The following is a 15600-nucleotide window of genomic DNA, read 5'->3' as shown; positions in this document are numbered from 1 at the left end:
CTGCGTCGCATCGACGAGGCGTTGCAGCGCGGGGCCCAACCCGCCGACCGCTTGTGCGGTTTCGTCGAGCAGCGCCGCGATCTTGTCCTTGGGCAACACAGCCAATCCGCGGTTGGCGGCGTCCAGCGCCGGTCCGATCTCCGTGGGCACGGTGCCCTTCGTGATGGTCTGTCCTGGCGCGAAGTATCTGCCCGGGTTACCTTCCGACACCAGGTCCAGATACTGCTCACCGACCGCCGACACCGAATGCACGTTGGCCGACGCATCGATTGGGATTTGGTAGCGGTCGGCGATGCTCATGGTCACCTCGGCGCCTGTTTCGGTCGGCTCGACAGCGGTCACCGTGCCGATGGTCTCACCGCGATAAGTCACGTTGGCTGTGCGGTATAGACCGCCCGAAGCGGCCAAGTTCGCCTTGAGCGTGTACTGGCCGATGCCTACCGCAGCGGGAATCCGCAGGTAATACCAGCCAAGCACAATGGCCGTGATGACACTGATAATGCTGAACAGAATCAGTTGGCGCCAGACGAAGCGGGTCAGCACTGCCTATCCGCCCTTTCGACCAGAGGCCCGCCCGGAACGTCGTTCGGGTTTGGGGTATACCGGACGTCGGGGATCATCGTTTCGGGATCGCGACCCCACGATTGCTCGAGTGCGCGCAGCGCTCCGGAGAATCCGGTTCCGGTAAGGACGGCGTTGTCGACGGCGCTGAGGGTGAGGTCGAGCGTCAGCGACAGGTTGAAGTAGTCGCCGCGGAACGCCTTCGGCACCGCGTCGATGTCGAACGGCCGAACGGTAATTAGCTTCAGCGCCTGAATGAGATACGGGGCGGCACGGCCGAGTTCCCGCAGCGGGCACTGCAACGACAGCAGATCCTGGTGGAGGTCGTTACGGGAGGCGGACAGGTATTGGTCGGTAACCCCACTGAGCTCTCCGACCGCGTCAACCGCGTTGATCAGAAGGTTCTGCTTGTCGGCGAAATGTTTGATCAGCGGCGGGAATTCGGTGAGGACCCGATCCAGAACGTCCGAGCGGGCACCCACATATGCCAACAGCCGGTTGGTGGCATCGATGGCTCGAGTGATGTCATAGCGTTGCTCGTCGAGTCGGGCGGTGAAGGTGTCCAACTTGCCCAGGAAGGCCCGGATCTGGTCGGCCCGCCCGTTGACAATGTTGTAGACCTCGTTCTGGAGTACTTCGATGTTGGGCACGCCACCTCCGCGCAAGATCATCGCGAGACTGGCCAACGTCTGTTCGGTCGTGGGGTAAGCGGACGAACTTTTCAGCGGGATCGTGTCGCCGTCCCTCAGTCGGTCTGGAGACGGATTGGGGGGCGCGGCGAGTTCAATGTGCTGAGACCCCAACAGGCTCGTCAGCCCGATCTTGGCGGTGGCATTCTTGGGTAGTTTGACGCTCTTGTCCAAACGGAGCGTTAGCGTGGCGACCCAATTATTCAGTTGGATCGCGCGCACTGCCCCAACGAACACATCGGCCACCCGCACCCGGCTATTGGTGTTCAAGGCCAGCGTGTCGGACATCTGCACGTAAACGGTGTAAGAGCCGCGCCCGGAACCCGGGCCGCCGGGCATCGGTACATTCGCGATGCCGCGCCAGCTCGCGCAGGACGTCAGCGCAACGGCAACCCCCAGCAGCGCGAGTCCCAGCCGAGCCCGGCGCCGGATGCGAGCGCCCAACGCAGGCACCGCGCTCATGAGCCCGGTCCTGTCGACGCGGCCGCCTCCGCAGGTAGCGGTGGTGTAGCAGGTGCGGGCGTCGGTGCGACCGGTCCCGGGACCACGCCGGGTGCCGGTGGCGGCGGCGGGATCGGCACCTGCGGGGCCTGCAAGCCGATGGGTGGCAATACCGGGTACTCGTCGTACGCATTCGGCGGCCCCGGGGGGGTTTGCAGTCCTGATGCCGGGGGTGCGGTATCCGGCCCGCCCATCAACTCCGCCAAAGACCCTGCGGTCAACAGGCCCGCCGTGATCGGCCCCACCTGCGCACCCTGCATGCCCGGCGCCACAACCCAGCCCGGCTGAGTGTTGCGGTGCGACAACGGCGTATCCGGAACCCAAATCCCGGGCACCGTGGTGTCCTTGTACCCGTTCGGCGGCTGCAACCGAGGCTCGGAATAGGCAACTTGCTTGGGTAGCGTCTCGGCGGTGCTGAACGGGTTCAGCCCGAACGGCAGGTAGTTGAACTTGATCGCATCGAGAATTGGCGCCAGGTATTGCGCGCACAATTCGGCGGATTCTTGATAGCCCAGCCGGCTGCCGGCCTGAATCATGCTGCAAATGAACTGCATCGGATTCGCGAAGTTGGGGATCGCCGGGATGGACATGACCGCGCCGTGTGACGGGTGGTAGATCTGGCTGAGGTTCGTCTCCAGGGTCGGCAGCACGTGCAGGGCGGTCTCCAAACCGTTCAGCGGCTCGGGTTGAACCAGGGTGGTGGTCAAGCTGGCCAGGTTGTCGACATCATGGGCGAGCACCTCGCGGTTCTTCGCCAAGAACGGACGCAGGGTGGAAAGTAGGCCGTCGAACTGCTGTATCGCCTTGGCGAGATCCTGATCCGACCCGGTTAACCTGTCGGTGAAGTAGGCCAGGTTATTGTTCAACGCGACGAACTGCTGGTCGTCCTTGTGCAAGGCATTGACGAACAACGCCAGACTGTGTACCACGGCGAAGAAGTCGCTACGGCCGTCGTTGAGCGCGGTCAGCGCCTCGGACAAGCTATTCAGCGTGGTGTTGATCTGCTTGCCCTTGCCGGCCAACCCATATGCGGCGGCCTCGATGAGGTCACCAAAGGGGCCCTTGGGCTGTTCGGGTGTCGGGCCGAGTTTGGAGATGATGTTGGCAACGCTGTCGCGCAGTTCGTCCCACTCGGTCGGCACCTGGGTTCGCTCGATGGGGATCACCGCGTTATCGGCCATCACGGGTCCACCTTTGTAGGGTGGCTCCAGCTGAATGCTTCGCGATGCCACCAGGGTGGGGTTGACTATCACGGCTGACGCGTTAGCGGGCACCTTGTACTTGTTCTTGTAGTGAAACGTCACCTTCATCTTGTTGCCGGCCGGCTCGACCTGGTCGATCGACCCCACGCGAACACCCATGATCTGAACTTTGTCCCCGGCGTAGAGCGCGTTTGCCGCCGGGAGGTAAGCGATTACGGTGTTGTTGGTCAATTTCTGGTAGAGCTGCCAGCCGACTAATCCGGCGACCAGGGCCAGCACCACCACTAGCGCCGCCATGACCTTGCGGAGCCACGGGTTGCGGATATTGACGGTCCTCAATTCTGGTCACCTCCCGTCCGGCAGTCCCTCGGTGCGCGCCCCCGGCGGCGCGTTGGGCGGCAGCGGCACCGGTGTGCCTGGGACGTCTGGAGGCGGTTCGCCTGGCCGTCCCGCGACCGGGATGCCCGGTGTCGGTGGCAGGCCGTTCGGGTTCGGCGGCGACGTCTGCACGTCGATCGGCGCCGGGAAACTGCCACCGAAGGGGCCGACGTCTACGCCGGCGCAGGGCAGCGGGTTCCACGGCCGCGGCAGCGCGTCGGGCGGTGGCGTGTACGAGCATGCTGTTCCCGGTGGGACGGCCGGCCCCGGATGTTCCGGGGTGCCTTCCAACACCGGAGGTGCGGGCGGCGGCGCGCCGTTGGGGAACCGGGTGCCGTTGGGGTCGGGCCAGCGGAACTCGGGCAGACCAGCGTTGCGCCAGAATTCTTCCGGGTCGATTCCCCGCTTCTTGAAGGCTGCGTCGACGAACGGCTGCAACATCCAGTAAGGCAACAGATTGGACACGACTATCTTGAAATAGGGTCCCGACGCGACGGATTCTCCTAGCGATGCGGCGAATTGGCTTACATACGTGAGGGTTTGGGCCAGGTCGTCTTTGCGGGCCACTAACAAGTCGCTGAGGGCACGCAACTGCTCCAGCGCCGGATTCAGGTTCGGGTTGTCGTTGATGAACCCCTGCACCTGTGCCGAGAAAGTCGAAACGTTGTGCAGCAGCGCGTCGATGGCCCGACCACGTTCGTTGAACGCGGCCAGCAGCGTCTTCGCGTTGACCAGCAACCGGTTGATTTGCTCGCTGCGGTCACCGAGCACGCTGGCTACCTTGTTGGCTTGAGCGAGCAGGTGCTTGATCTGCTCATCTCGTTTGCCGATGGTGTCAGAGAATTTGGCCAAACCGTCGAGCGCGGCACTCAGGTGCGGGTAGGTCTGGTCGATGGTCTGCGACAAGACGTTCAGCGACTGCTTGACGGTGTCGATGTCCCACCCGGTGGCGGCGTTGGTGACGTCCAAGGCCGCGTCGTAGAGCTGGTACGGGGTGGTGCTTTGACCCAGCGGCAACACTCCCCCGGGCCGCAACGCTTGGGTTCCCCGCGGCTCGATCTCGAGCACCTTCTTACCCAGAATGGTGTCGGTCCTGATCGCGAGCCGGCTCTCGGTGCCGATGGTGTTGCCACCAATGGAGAACTTGATCAAGACGTGGTCGCCGTCGATCTCCAACGCCTGCACCGTCCCGACATCCACGCCGGCGATGCGCACCTTGTCGTTCTTGTTCAGTTGGCCGGTGTCGGGAAACTGCCCGTAGTAACTGGGACTGGCAAACATCATCGGGACACTGGTGAAGCTTTGACCGACGGCGACGACGAGCGCCAGCACGGTGATGCCCATGATCCCGACTCGGCGGCGATTGAATTCCGTCAGTGTTCTCATTGCGGCGTGCACCTACCTGTGGGCTGTTGCCAAATCCGGACCGTGCGGACCGGGCCGCCGGGTTGCAGTCCGTTCCATTTGATCGTGAGATCGCACACGTAGAAATTCACCCAGTCGCCGTAGAGACCGATGCTGCGCCCGATCAGGTTGAGCGCGGTCGGCGTCTTGTGGATCAGATCGTTGAGCTGGTCACTTTGGTCGATGAGCGGCTGCTGAAGCGCCTGCAGGTAGTTAATCTCCTTGTGCAGCAGGGCGCGATTGTCGGCAAGCAGGTCGGCCACCGTGCCCGCCGCATCGCTGATATTCGCGACGCCAACGGCCAGCGGATCGGCGCGGTTGCGCAGCCCGGTGATCAATCGCTCGAAGTTGTCGACAGTCTGGTCGAACTCCTGGCGATGCCGAACCGTGGTATCCAGCACGATGTTCAGGTTTTTCACCACCTCGCCGATCGCCTGGTCACGTTCGGCGATATGGGCGGTCACTTCCGCGGTCTGGTCGAGGATGTCGTTGATGGTTCCGCCCTGACCCTGAAACACCGTGATAATGGCCGACGCGATGGTGTTGACCTTTTCCGGCGCGAGCGCCCGGAATAAGGGCTTGAAACCACCGATCAGGGCATCGAGGTCCAGCGCCGGAGACGTTCGAGACAGCGGGATGAAACCGCCCGGCGGCAAGATACGGTCAGCGCCGTCACCCTCGCTGCGCTTGAGCTCCAGATAGCGGTTGCCGAGCAGGTCGAGGTAGCGGATCTGTGCGGTCGTCGACTGGTATAGCGGTATCGAGCGATCGACGGCGAAGTCCACCTGCACCCGCCGGCCACCCTCGACCAGTTGCACCCTTTTGACCTTGCCGATCTCCACTCCGGAGGCACGGACGAACTGGCCGTCGCGCAGCCCACTGGCATTGCTGAACTCCGCGGAATAGCTGTTCGTGCGGACGAAGCGCATCTGCCCGAACACCACAACGATCGTCACGGTGATCAGCAGCAGCACCAATGAGACGATGCCGAGTTTGATTGCGGTGCCAGTGATTTTCATGGGTTGATCGTGTTGTCCCCGACTTGGCGTCCCCACACGTACTCGATCGCGTACGGTGAGCCGGTGTCTACGTGGTTGTAGGGCGCCAGGCTGGCGCCGGTGTCGACGACCAGACTCGGCGCCGGCCACAGATCCCGGGTGATGGGCTGCCAGCAACCCGGTGCGCCTCCGGGCCCGCCGCGAGCGTTCACCCGCGGCAGATTGTCCGGATACACATAGGGATTGGGCGCCCCGCCGACTAGTCCGGCCAGCTGCAGTAGCCCCTGGGTGAGCACTGTGCCGGTCAGCCCCGGCAGGGTCAGGATGCCGCCCAACCCAGATGTCAGCTCGGTCATGGTTTTAAGCGCGTAGCCGTTGCCGCCGCCGGTCGTCGCATAGGCCGCCGGTTCGGCGTCGTAGTAGTTATGGATCGTGCAGAAGATCGCGGGACTGTAGGTGTCGAGCAGCGCAGCGGTGGGCACCAAATCGGCGATACCCCGTTGCAGGTAGGGCCCGCCGCGCGCGAAGATGTCGGCGCCGGTGTCGCCCAAGCCGGCCGCGGCCAACAACGCGGCATCCAGGTCGGCTTCCTGGCGGTGTAGCGTGCGCGCGGTGATCACCGCGTTGTTAAGGGCGTCGAACAGATCGGGTGCGGCGCTGGAGTAGATGTCGCCCAACGCCGCCAGCTGCTGAATGTCGTGCCGGAGCTTGGGCATTTGGGGATTGATGTCGTCGAGGATGGCGTTGGCGTCGACGATCGACCGCCCGAACTTGTCGCCCAACCCGGTCAACGCCTGCGCAGCCGCGGCTAGCGTCAGGTTCAACTTGACCGGATCCACTTTCTCGGCGATGGAGGTAAGCGTATCGAACAGCGTGTTGAATTCCGTCGTCACCGATCTCGCGTCAATCACCTGCTGTGCGGTGATGCGTTGCGGTGACGGGTTTTTCGGCGAGGTCAACGCCACATACTTATTGCCGAATACCGTCGTCGCCTTGATATTGGCGTTCACGTTGGCCGGAATCAGCCTGATGTACCTCGGGTTGACATCCAAGACAAACTTCGCCGCCGGCACCCCGTCGCGCTGGATTTCCGAAATGCTGGCCACCCGGCCGATTTCCACGCCGTTGTAGGTCACTTTCGACCCCGGATCCATCACCAAACCCGCCCGAGGAGCCACCATCGTCAAGGCGGTCTTCGGTCTCAGCTGGCCCCGAAACTGCAACCACACGAACGCCAATACCGCTGCGACGACCAACAAGAACGCCACAGCCGCCGTTTTGTAGGGCGGGATACGCGGGGGGTTCTCCTTGATTTTCAGGGTCGGGGCTGTCATTGGCGGCTACACCGTCAGGTTGAAGTTCGGGTTTTTGCCGTAGACCGACATCGCGGTCAGTACGACCACGACGACGATGGTGATCAGGGACAGTCGCATCGACCGGCCGACCGCTTCGCCGACGCCAACCGGCCCGCCAGTGGCGGTGTAGCCGTAGTAGCAGTGGGTGGTCATGACGACCACCGCTACGAGGATCACCTCGGCGAACGACCAGCCCACATCATTGAGGCGCAGGAAGGTGTGAAAGTAATGGTCGTAGGTGCCGCTGGATTGGCCGTACAAGAAAACCGTGGTGACTTGCGCGGACAGGAAGGCCAGGGTGATCGCCAGCCCGTAGAGCGGGATGATGACGATCAGACCCGCCACCACCCGGGTGGACACCAGGTAGGCGATCGACCTGATGCTCATCACCTCCAGCGCGTCGATTTCCTCGCTGATGCGCATGGCGCCCAGTTCGGCGGTGGCGCCGGCACCGACCGTGGCAGCCAGCGCTTGACCGGCAGCCACCGGCGCCACGAACCGCACATTGACCATTGCGGCCAAGAAGCCGGTGAATGCCTCGACACCGATGTTGCCCAGAGATGCGAAGCCTTGGATGGCGACGAGCGAGCCCGCCGAGAGGGTGATGAATCCGACGATTGCGGCGGTACCGCCAGCCACGGCCATCGCGCCGGTGCCCATCCCCATCTGGGCCACCATCCGCACCAATTCTCTGCGGTAGCGGTGCAAGGCGAAGGGAATCTGGACGACGGCCGTCAGCGCGAACCAGATCATCTGCCCAATCTCGACCAGTAGCCGGGTCGGGGCCTGCCCGTATCGACCGAGGTTGGCCCGCGGGAAGCGGACATGCGGCGCGGCGGCCACTGTAGCCGTGGCCATGTCAGCGCCCCGTTCCGAACCGGACACCGATGGTTGTCAGCGCCGCGTTGACCGCGAACAGCGCGATGAAACACAACACCACCGTCTCGTTGACGGCAGTGCCCAGACCTTTGGACCCGCCGCGGACGATCAGCCCGCGGTAGCTGCCGACCAGACCGGCGATCAGCCCGAACGTCGCAGCCTTGACGATCGCGATCACCACTTCAGGCAGGCCGGTCAGGGCGGTCAACGTTGCCAGGTAGGCACCGCTCGAGACGTTCTGCAGATACACGCTGAAGAGGTAGCCGCCGCTGAGGCCGACGCCGATCACCAATCCGTTGAGCAGCACCGCGACGACTGTGGAGGCAACGACCCGCGGCACCACCAGCCGATGGATCGGGTCAATGCCGAGCACCTCGAGCGCATCGATCTCCTCGCGGATGGTGCGAGCGCCCAGATCGGCGCAGATCGCGGTGGCTCCGGCGCCGGCGACTACCAGCACCGTCACAATCGGGCCGAGCTGAGTCACCGCGCCGATTCCGGCTCCGGCGCCGGAGACGTCGGCGGCGCCGAACTCGGCCAGCAGCACGTTGAGCGTGAAGATGAGCAGCACGGTCTCCGGGATCGACACCGCGATCGTCGGCAGCAACGACACCCTCATGAGGAACCAGCCATTCACGATGAACTCGCGCCATTCGAACGGCAGCCGCAGGGCTTTTGCGGTCAACAGGCACATGCGGAAGAACCCGCCGGCCACCTCTGTCGCGGGTCGGATTCTTGCGCCCACTCTGCTGGCACCGAGGTGCGCGGTGCTCATCGGTGCCACCCCCGCCGACCGCGGGCAGCCGCGGGATGAAGGTGGCAACGGCGCACGTGAACTTGATTCGCGAAGTCGCTCGCAAGATTGGCGGGCTCCGATAAGCGCTGCGCCAGAGCGTATTTCACAGTTGGTATGACCGACGATGGCTTCCGAGCAGGCTGCCGGCCTGGCTCCTCACCTCGCTCTCGACACCAGTCGATGACGTGATCCTGCCAACCGGCAATCTTGGTCCCCACCCGCCGACTCGATGTAGCCCTGGTTTGCACCACGCAGCAACTATTGCACTAGACCGTACGGTCAGTCAATAACACTGCCTCGCCACGGTGTGGCGAGGCTTGAGCATCTGCCGCTGTTCTGTACCAACTGCTCACGACGGCGCGTGCTTCTAGCAGCGAGGTTCTCGGCGTTACCGGCCCGCCATCAACCGCCGAGACCGAGGACCTTGGCCCAACTAGGCTGACCATACGTACAGTCAGATGGCTTTCCAGGGTCTAGTGAAGGCCAGCTCAGTACCTCAGGCACAACAGTCGCTACCGCCAATCAATGTTGTGCGCAGCACAATTGGTCGCTACGCGGTCACTCCGCAGCACCCACCACTGCGGCAAGGCAGTCCCGCACCACCGAAACAACGTTCGCGGCCGGGTTCGCCCACTTACCCAGCAACAAGCGGTCGAGCAGCAGTCCGCCGAGGAATACGTCGACGAATGCGGCCCCAACTTCCTCGGGTGTCCGGGAATGGTTGGGGTCGAACCACACCCACATCCACTGCAGTGATCCCCAGAGTTGCAGTGCGGCCAGTTCGGCGTCCACACTTCGGAATACGCCGATCTCTATGCCGCTGCGGATCTCGTCAACCGCGCGGGTTTGCAATTGCTGACGCAGCTTGTGCACTTGCTGCATTGCCGGGTCGTCAACCAACTGAACCACCTCGCGCTGGCTTGCCACGGTCTCATCGCGAGCGACCACTTGTAGCATCGCGGAGGCGTAAATAATCGCGGCGACACGTTCGTACGGCGTGGCCAGGCGATCCCATACCCGACTTAGCACATCAAGCTGGCGGGTCAGATGGGTTTCTTCAAGCTCGCGCAACATCTGCAGTTTCGTTCCGAAGTGATGAACGATGGTGCCCTTGGACATGCCAAGCTCATCGGCGATATCGCCGATATTTGTTCTGTCGTAGCCACGTTCGGCGACATAGCGGACAAACGCGTCGAGAATCTCGCTACGTCTACCTGGCGATCGGGCCATCGTCAACCCTTCGTAAACTAACCGTACGAACGGTCTATCATAACCTTCGCGAGGTAAGTGTTCCGTACGGGTCGTTTGTCAGAGGCGCAAGATGTCCGCCTGCCCGGGGCCCGCGGCTGCCCTGGTCTGTGTCAAGGCTCAAAGAGCCTGCAGCGCCCTGTCCCTACTGAGCCCGTCCGGCGCAGTTACGACATACATGTTCGCAGCCGGCGTGCACTTAACGTCACCGGCTGCGTAAACGGTCATGAGTTCGCGGCCATCACGGTCGGCAACGCACACATAGGTATCGGTCTCAGCGTCATAGTCGAAGCTGTCCCAAGCCAATACGAACGCTAGGCAGTTGCCGTCGCGGTCCGCGAAGACGAGCTTGTGCGCACCTGAGTCCTTCAACAGCTGGGTGTCCCGCGCGTGCTGATCAGAGACGTGGTTATCGTGGACCGCTACGCTGTTTAACATCTGTGTACTCCCTTGAGCGAGATGATCTCCGCCTGATCCGGGCGCCATGTGACTCCTAACCTGCCGAGCCTGCCTCCAGATATGTCCCACCGCCAGGGCATTACGGCCTTTGTCAAGAGGTAATAAGTCGTTTAGAAACGAGACCATCGGGGCCGGGCGCCTTGGGGAGTGAGTCGACGGGTGCTACCCAGGTCGGGGGCACGCGCCGCAGCTGCCTGGAGGCGACTGCCTCGGCAGCAGCGGTGTCTCCCACGCCTGCGGGGAACGGATTCCTCGTTCGCCAAGGGCCAATAGACGGTCGGTTCCGGGCGCGGGCTTAGACTCCATTCGGCTCCGCAACGGCACGAAAAGTAGCACCGCCACGGCGTCGATTGGTTCGCTTATCGGTTGCGACTCGTTGTCATAGCCAATGCCTGAAGGAGGGGCGTATGCGAAGGCCAACGAAAGCCATTGAGGCCGACTACCTCGTAGTGGGTGCCGGGGCAATGGGAATGGCATTCACCGATACGCTCATCACCGAATCCGAAGCGCGCGTGGTCATCGTCGACCGGGCGCATCAACCGGGTGGGCATTGGACCACCGCCTACCCATTCGTGCGGCTGCACCAGCCATCTGCGTACTACGGCGTCAACTCGAGAGCCTTGGGCAACAACACCATTGATGCCGTCGGCTGGAACGAAGGACTGAACGAGCTGGCTCCTGTGGGCGAAATATGCGCCTACTTCGACGCCGTCATGCAGCAGCAGTTTCTTCCCTCCGGTCGGGTTGCCTACTTTCCCATGAGCGAATACCTCGGCGACGGCCGATTCCAGACACTGGGAGGAGCGCTATATGCGGTGACCGTCAAACGGCGCATCGTCGATGCCACCTACCTGCGAGCTCTCGTACCGTCGATGCGGCCGGTGCCGTACCCAGTAGCGCCGGGGGTCGACTGCATTGCGCCCAACGATCTGCCGAAGTTCACCAGGCGGGACCGGTACGTGATCGTTGGTGCCGGCAAGACGGGAATGGATGTCTGCTTATGGCTGCTGCGAAACGGCGTCAGCCCCGCCCAGCTGACCTGGATCATGCCACGCGATGCCTGGCTGATCGACCGCGCGACATTGCAGCCGGGGCCGACATTTATCAAGCAGTTCCGGGACAGCTATGGTGTCACCCTCGAGGCGATCGGTAACGCGACGTCGGTTGATGATCTCTTCGACCGGCTGGAGGCGGCGGGCACTTTACTCCGGCTTGACCCCGGGGTACGTCCGACCATGTATCGCTGCGCCACCGTCTCAGAACCCGAATTCGACCAACTGCGCCGTATCGATGACATCGTCAGAATGGGCCACGTTCAACGCATCGATCCCACCGAGATCGTGCTCGACGAAGGATCGGTTAACTCCGTGCCATCAGCTCTGTACATCGACTGCACCGCGGACGGCGCACCACAGCGTCCGGCTAAGTCGGTGTTCGACGCCGATCACATCACCCTGCAGGCTGTGCGCGGATGTCAACAGGTGTTCAGCGCCGCGCTTACCGCGCACGTCGAACTCGCCTACCATGATGATGCGGTGAAAAATGAACTCTGCGTGCCGATTCCGCATCCCGACTCTGATGTGGACTGGTTGCGGTTGACACGTTCCGACCTGCAGAGCTTTGCGCGATGGCTATCTGACGCTGAGCTCACCGACTGGCTGAGCACGGCACGCTTGAACCTTCTCGCCGAGCTGCTCCCGCCGTTGTCCCACAAGCCGCGGGTGCGCGAGCGGGTGGTGTCGATGTTCCAAAAGAAGCTGCATACCGCTGCTGACCAACTGGAGAAGCTGCTCAGCGATTACGGTCGCGATGACGCAGATCAGCATTAGGGAGAGGCCCGTGCCGCACCGCAGCGAGCTCGACGCTCCACTGGTCGACCTGCCCGCCACCGGGTACGTCTACCAGACCGGCTGGCGGCTGGGCACCACTGACATTGACGAGCGCAAAAGGCTGCGCCTGGACGGAGTCGCGCGCTACATCCAAGAAGTCGGCGCCGAGCATCTCGCCGATGCCGGGTTGGCAGAAGTCCATCCCCATTGGATCGTCTTGCGCACGGTGATCGACGTCATCGAACCCATTGAGCTGCCCAGTGACATCATTTTCCGCCGTTGGTGCGCAGCTCTGTCCACCAGATGGTGCGCCATGCGCGTCCAGCTCGAAGGTTCCGCAGGCGGGCGCATCGAAACCGAAGGCTTCTGGCTTTGCGTCAACAAGGACACCCTGACGCCGTCACGACTCACCGATGAGTGCATCGCTCGCTTTGGCAGCACCACTGCCGACCATCGGCTCAAGTGGCGGCCCTGGCTCGCCGAATCGGTCCGCGACGGCAGCCCGGGCACTTATCCCAACGACACACCATTTCCATTGCGCCGCACTGATATTGATCCCTTCGAACACGTCAACAACACCATCTACTGGCACGGCGTAGTCGAGATAGTTGGCCAACTCGCGGCCGTTGCCGACCTGACGGCTGCTCCGCATCGGGCCGTGCTCGAGTACCGCAGCCCGATCAAACTGGGCGAACCCCTAACCATTCGATCCGATCAGCGTGAGGACTGCATACGCATGCACTTCGTCGTCGGCGACGACGTACGTGCGGCCGCTTTGGTGTGCAAGATATAGCTGTCCACGGCTGACTCAGCTCCGCGACGAGTACCCTCGCGCTAGTGCACGGCGTCGAGCTTCCCGCGATCAGATGAAGCACACCGACACCGCACAGCCGGTCCGCGACCTGGCCGTCGACTTCTACCGCGTATCCGGTGTGGTCCTCATCGTGCTGGGCCATTGGTTGGCGGGATCGGTTACCTATCACAACGGACAGTTCGGTCGGGAGAACCCACTCGTAGACCAGCCCTGGACACAGTGGCTGACCTGGCCTTTTCAGGCGGTGCCTGTCTTCTTTCTGGTGGCCGGCTATGCCGGGGCCGTGTCGTGGGCGCGTCATTGCGGCAACGGCGCAGGATCGCGGCGGGCCTGGCTGCAGCGCCGGCTGGCTCGCGTACTGGGACCTACCGCGGCATACGTCGGGCTGATTTCGGCAATCGTGGTGGCGCTGCTCGCCTATGGCGTGCCCGGCTCACTACTGGAGTACGCGGGCTGGGCGGTGGCGATGCACCTGTGGTTCCTCGCCATCTACTTGCTAGTGGTATCCCTGCCCCCCCTTGCGGTAGCCGCCCACCGGCGCTGGGGACTCCGGGCCCCAACGGTACTGGCGCTCGCGGTGGTAGCGGTCGACATCGCCTCGATAGGCGCCGACATCCCTCACCTCGGCTGGCTGAACTACCTGTTCTGCTGGGGCGGGCTCTACCAGCTCGGGATCGCTTGGCACGGCGGCCTGTTGACCGGCTACCGACCGATGGTGCTTGCCGCAGGATCGGGACTCGCCTTGATGCTGCTGATCTGGATCGGCCCCTACCCGGTCAGCATGATCGAGGTTCCTGGCCAACCGATACAGAACACGACGCCGCCCTCGGCAGCGATGCTGGCGTTCGCCGGGGCGCAGGCCGCAGTTGCGGTGACGATGGCTCCCACGCTCCACCGCATGCTGCGTTCCCGGCTGACACAGTGGCTACTGTCGGTCGCCAACAACAACGTGATGGCCCTCTACCTCTGGCACATGGTGCCGGTGGTGATCGTAGCCATCGTCGCCTACCCGATCGGACTGTTGCCGCAACCGGAGCAAGGAACAGCGGCGTGGTGGCTGGCCCGGCTGCAGTGGGCGCTCATCCTCAGCCTCGTGACGGCTGTCGAGCTGACGATGCTGTTGTGGCTGCGACGCTTCTTCGCGGCGCCGCTGCCGATGATGCGGGTACCGCTGACAAACCGGTGGGGCGAACCGCTCATGTTAGTCGGTGCCGCGATGGCGGCAGGTTTTCTGTGGTTCATCGCCACGGCGGGCTTTGCTCCGTCCGGAAAATTTCCCTGGCTGGCGGTCGCCGTTTTCGCCGTCGGGTTGGTACTGGTGGCATGTCAGCCCCAGCAAGACCAGTCCGCGGTCGGCGAATAACGCGCTTCGAACTGCTGACCCGCGCGAGTTAGACCGCGTCAGACGTTGGTCGCGGCACTTTCGTGGTGAGGCCCGGGCGTGGGCTCCCCCAGAAACGAGCGTTGCCCCACGATCTGGTCAACGGCCGCGCAACGCCTGTACCGGATATGACACCCAGGCCGCGAAATCCCCAAAACTTCTGCGGAAGAGCTGCCAAACCAGCTCGCGATGAATTACTTTCGACATCCACCGGCTGATCGGTCTACCGAAAGTTGTTGACCCGATGACTACTTCCATTCTGCACACTACCGATGGCTGGTGGGTCAAGACCCCGGCCGGGGCCGCGAAGATCGCCACTACTGCGACCACCACCGGCGCACTGCTGGCCGACCGTGCCGCAATCGACCTTGCTGCCCGCAGCACTGGCACTGTAGCTCTCGACAGTCGCAAGCTGATCTCGCCGGTGACTCGACCGTGCCGGGTGGTGGCGCAAATGGTCAAGTTTGAATCGCACGCCAAGACGCCGGCCACAACCCGACGGCGGTTCCGTTGACCTTCTTTCGTAAGGCATCCGCGTCGATCAACGGACCGTTCGACGACATCGTCAAACCCGCACACGTTCAACTACTCGACTACGAGGTCGAGATCGGGTTGGTGATCGGACGCGCAATCCCGGTCGGCACCAGCATTGCCGACCTGAACCTAGCCGACGTTGTCGCTGGTTTGGTCGTCACCAACGATGTCTCGGCACGCGACATTCAGCTCCCGCAAACCCAGTTCTATGAAGGCAAGTCGTACCCGACTTTCACACCGGTCGGGCCGCAACTGGTACTACTCAACGCCGACGAGATCAGCCGCTTTGGACAGTTGCGGCTGCGCTTGATTGTTAACGGCGAAGAGCGGCAAAATGCCCTCGTCGAGGGCGACATGCTCTACCGGCCGCAACAGGCGCTGCACTCGCTCGCCCAATTCCAGGAACTCGCCCCGGGCGACCTGGTGCTGACCGGTACGCCTGGAGGCACAGCGCTCAGCGCCCCACCAAAACCGGCGCAACTCATCGCGAATCTGCTGCCGCCGGCCATGAAGTGGAAGGCATTCTTTGCGCGTCAGGCCGACAATCCGAAGTATTTGCGGCACGGTGACAT

Annotated in this window: 13 protein-coding genes and 1 pseudogene; 4 read left to right on the top strand and 10 right to left on the bottom strand. The window is 63.1% G+C overall.

Annotated features, from left to right (window positions below; all coding sequences use genetic code 11):
- The 10 genes from F0Q45_RS18425 to F0Q45_RS18380 all read right to left on the bottom strand — a co-directional run.
- On the bottom strand, positions 1-543 hold a 543-nt coding region (locus F0Q45_RS18425; RefSeq protein WP_149655309.1), incomplete at its 3' end, for an MCE family protein.
- A complete protein-coding gene (locus tag F0Q45_RS18420) occupies positions 537-1712 on the bottom strand; it encodes a virulence factor Mce family protein (protein ID WP_149655308.1) in 1176 nt (391 codons plus the stop codon). The genes F0Q45_RS18425 and F0Q45_RS18420, both read right to left, overlap by 7 nt.
- Positions 1709-3250, bottom strand: a complete 1542-nt coding sequence (locus tag F0Q45_RS18415) for a virulence factor Mce family protein (protein ID WP_149655310.1) — start codon at positions 3248-3250, stop codon at positions 1709-1711. The genes F0Q45_RS18420 and F0Q45_RS18415 overlap by 4 nt, the downstream gene beginning before the upstream one ends.
- A 48-nt stretch (positions 3251-3298) precedes the next feature.
- The gene (locus F0Q45_RS18410) at positions 3299-4717 is read right to left on the bottom strand and encodes a virulence factor Mce family protein (protein ID WP_149655307.1); all 1419 of its coding nucleotides are present in this window, start codon (positions 4715-4717) and stop codon (positions 3299-3301) included.
- Positions 4714-5754 carry a virulence factor Mce family protein gene (locus F0Q45_RS18405; protein ID WP_149655306.1) on the bottom strand — a complete coding sequence of 347 codons (1041 nt, stop codon included), beginning with the start codon at positions 5752-5754 and terminating at the stop codon, positions 4714-4716. The genes F0Q45_RS18410 and F0Q45_RS18405 overlap by 4 nt, the downstream gene beginning before the upstream one ends.
- Positions 5751-7067, bottom strand: coding sequence for an MCE family protein (locus F0Q45_RS18400; protein ID WP_149655305.1), 1317 nt, complete (start codon positions 7065-7067; stop codon positions 5751-5753). The genes F0Q45_RS18405 and F0Q45_RS18400 overlap by 4 nt, the downstream gene beginning before the upstream one ends.
- Before the next feature lie 6 nt (positions 7068-7073).
- Positions 7074-7946, bottom strand: a complete 873-nt coding sequence (locus F0Q45_RS18395) for an MlaE family ABC transporter permease (RefSeq protein ID WP_149655304.1) — start codon at positions 7944-7946, stop codon at positions 7074-7076.
- Position 7947: 1 nt separating this feature from the next.
- A complete protein-coding gene (locus F0Q45_RS18390; RefSeq protein WP_373425027.1) occupies positions 7948-8661 on the bottom strand; it encodes an MlaE family ABC transporter permease in 714 nt (237 codons plus the stop codon).
- Positions 8662-9321: 660 nt separating this feature from the next.
- The gene (locus F0Q45_RS18385) at positions 9322-9993 is read right to left on the bottom strand and encodes a TetR/AcrR family transcriptional regulator (RefSeq protein WP_149655302.1); all 672 of its coding nucleotides are present in this window, start codon (positions 9991-9993) and stop codon (positions 9322-9324) included.
- A gap of 138 nt (positions 9994-10131) precedes the next feature.
- Positions 10132-10449 (bottom strand): hypothetical protein, encoded by a 318-nt coding sequence (locus F0Q45_RS18380; RefSeq protein ID WP_149655301.1) that lies wholly within the window; start codon positions 10447-10449, stop codon positions 10132-10134.
- Positions 10450-10877: 428 nt separating this feature from the next.
- On the opposite strand from F0Q45_RS18380, the gene F0Q45_RS18375 reads away from it, so the two are divergent.
- From F0Q45_RS18375 to F0Q45_RS18360, 4 genes and pseudogenes are all read left to right on the top strand, one after another.
- Positions 10878-12299, top strand: coding sequence for an NAD(P)-binding protein (locus tag F0Q45_RS18375; RefSeq protein ID WP_149655300.1), 1422 nt, complete (start codon positions 10878-10880; stop codon positions 12297-12299).
- A 10-nt stretch (positions 12300-12309) separates the two neighbouring features.
- Entirely contained in the window at positions 12310-13092 is a 783-nt protein-coding gene (locus F0Q45_RS18370) for an acyl-[acyl-carrier-protein] thioesterase (RefSeq protein WP_149655299.1), read from the top strand.
- Between the two features lie 73 nt (positions 13093-13165).
- A complete protein-coding gene (locus F0Q45_RS18365; RefSeq protein ID WP_149655298.1) occupies positions 13166-14476 on the top strand; it encodes an acyltransferase family protein in 1311 nt (436 codons plus the stop codon).
- Positions 14477-14738: 262 nt separating this feature from the next.
- Positions 14739-15600: pseudogene (locus F0Q45_RS18360) on the top strand (fumarylacetoacetate hydrolase family protein); the annotation flags it as partial.

This window comes from Mycobacterium simiae (assembly GCF_008370645.1).
GTDB lineage: Bacteria > Actinomycetota > Actinomycetes > Mycobacteriales > Mycobacteriaceae > Mycobacterium > Mycobacterium simiae_A.
This window is presented reverse-complemented; position numbering and strand designations above follow the sequence as displayed.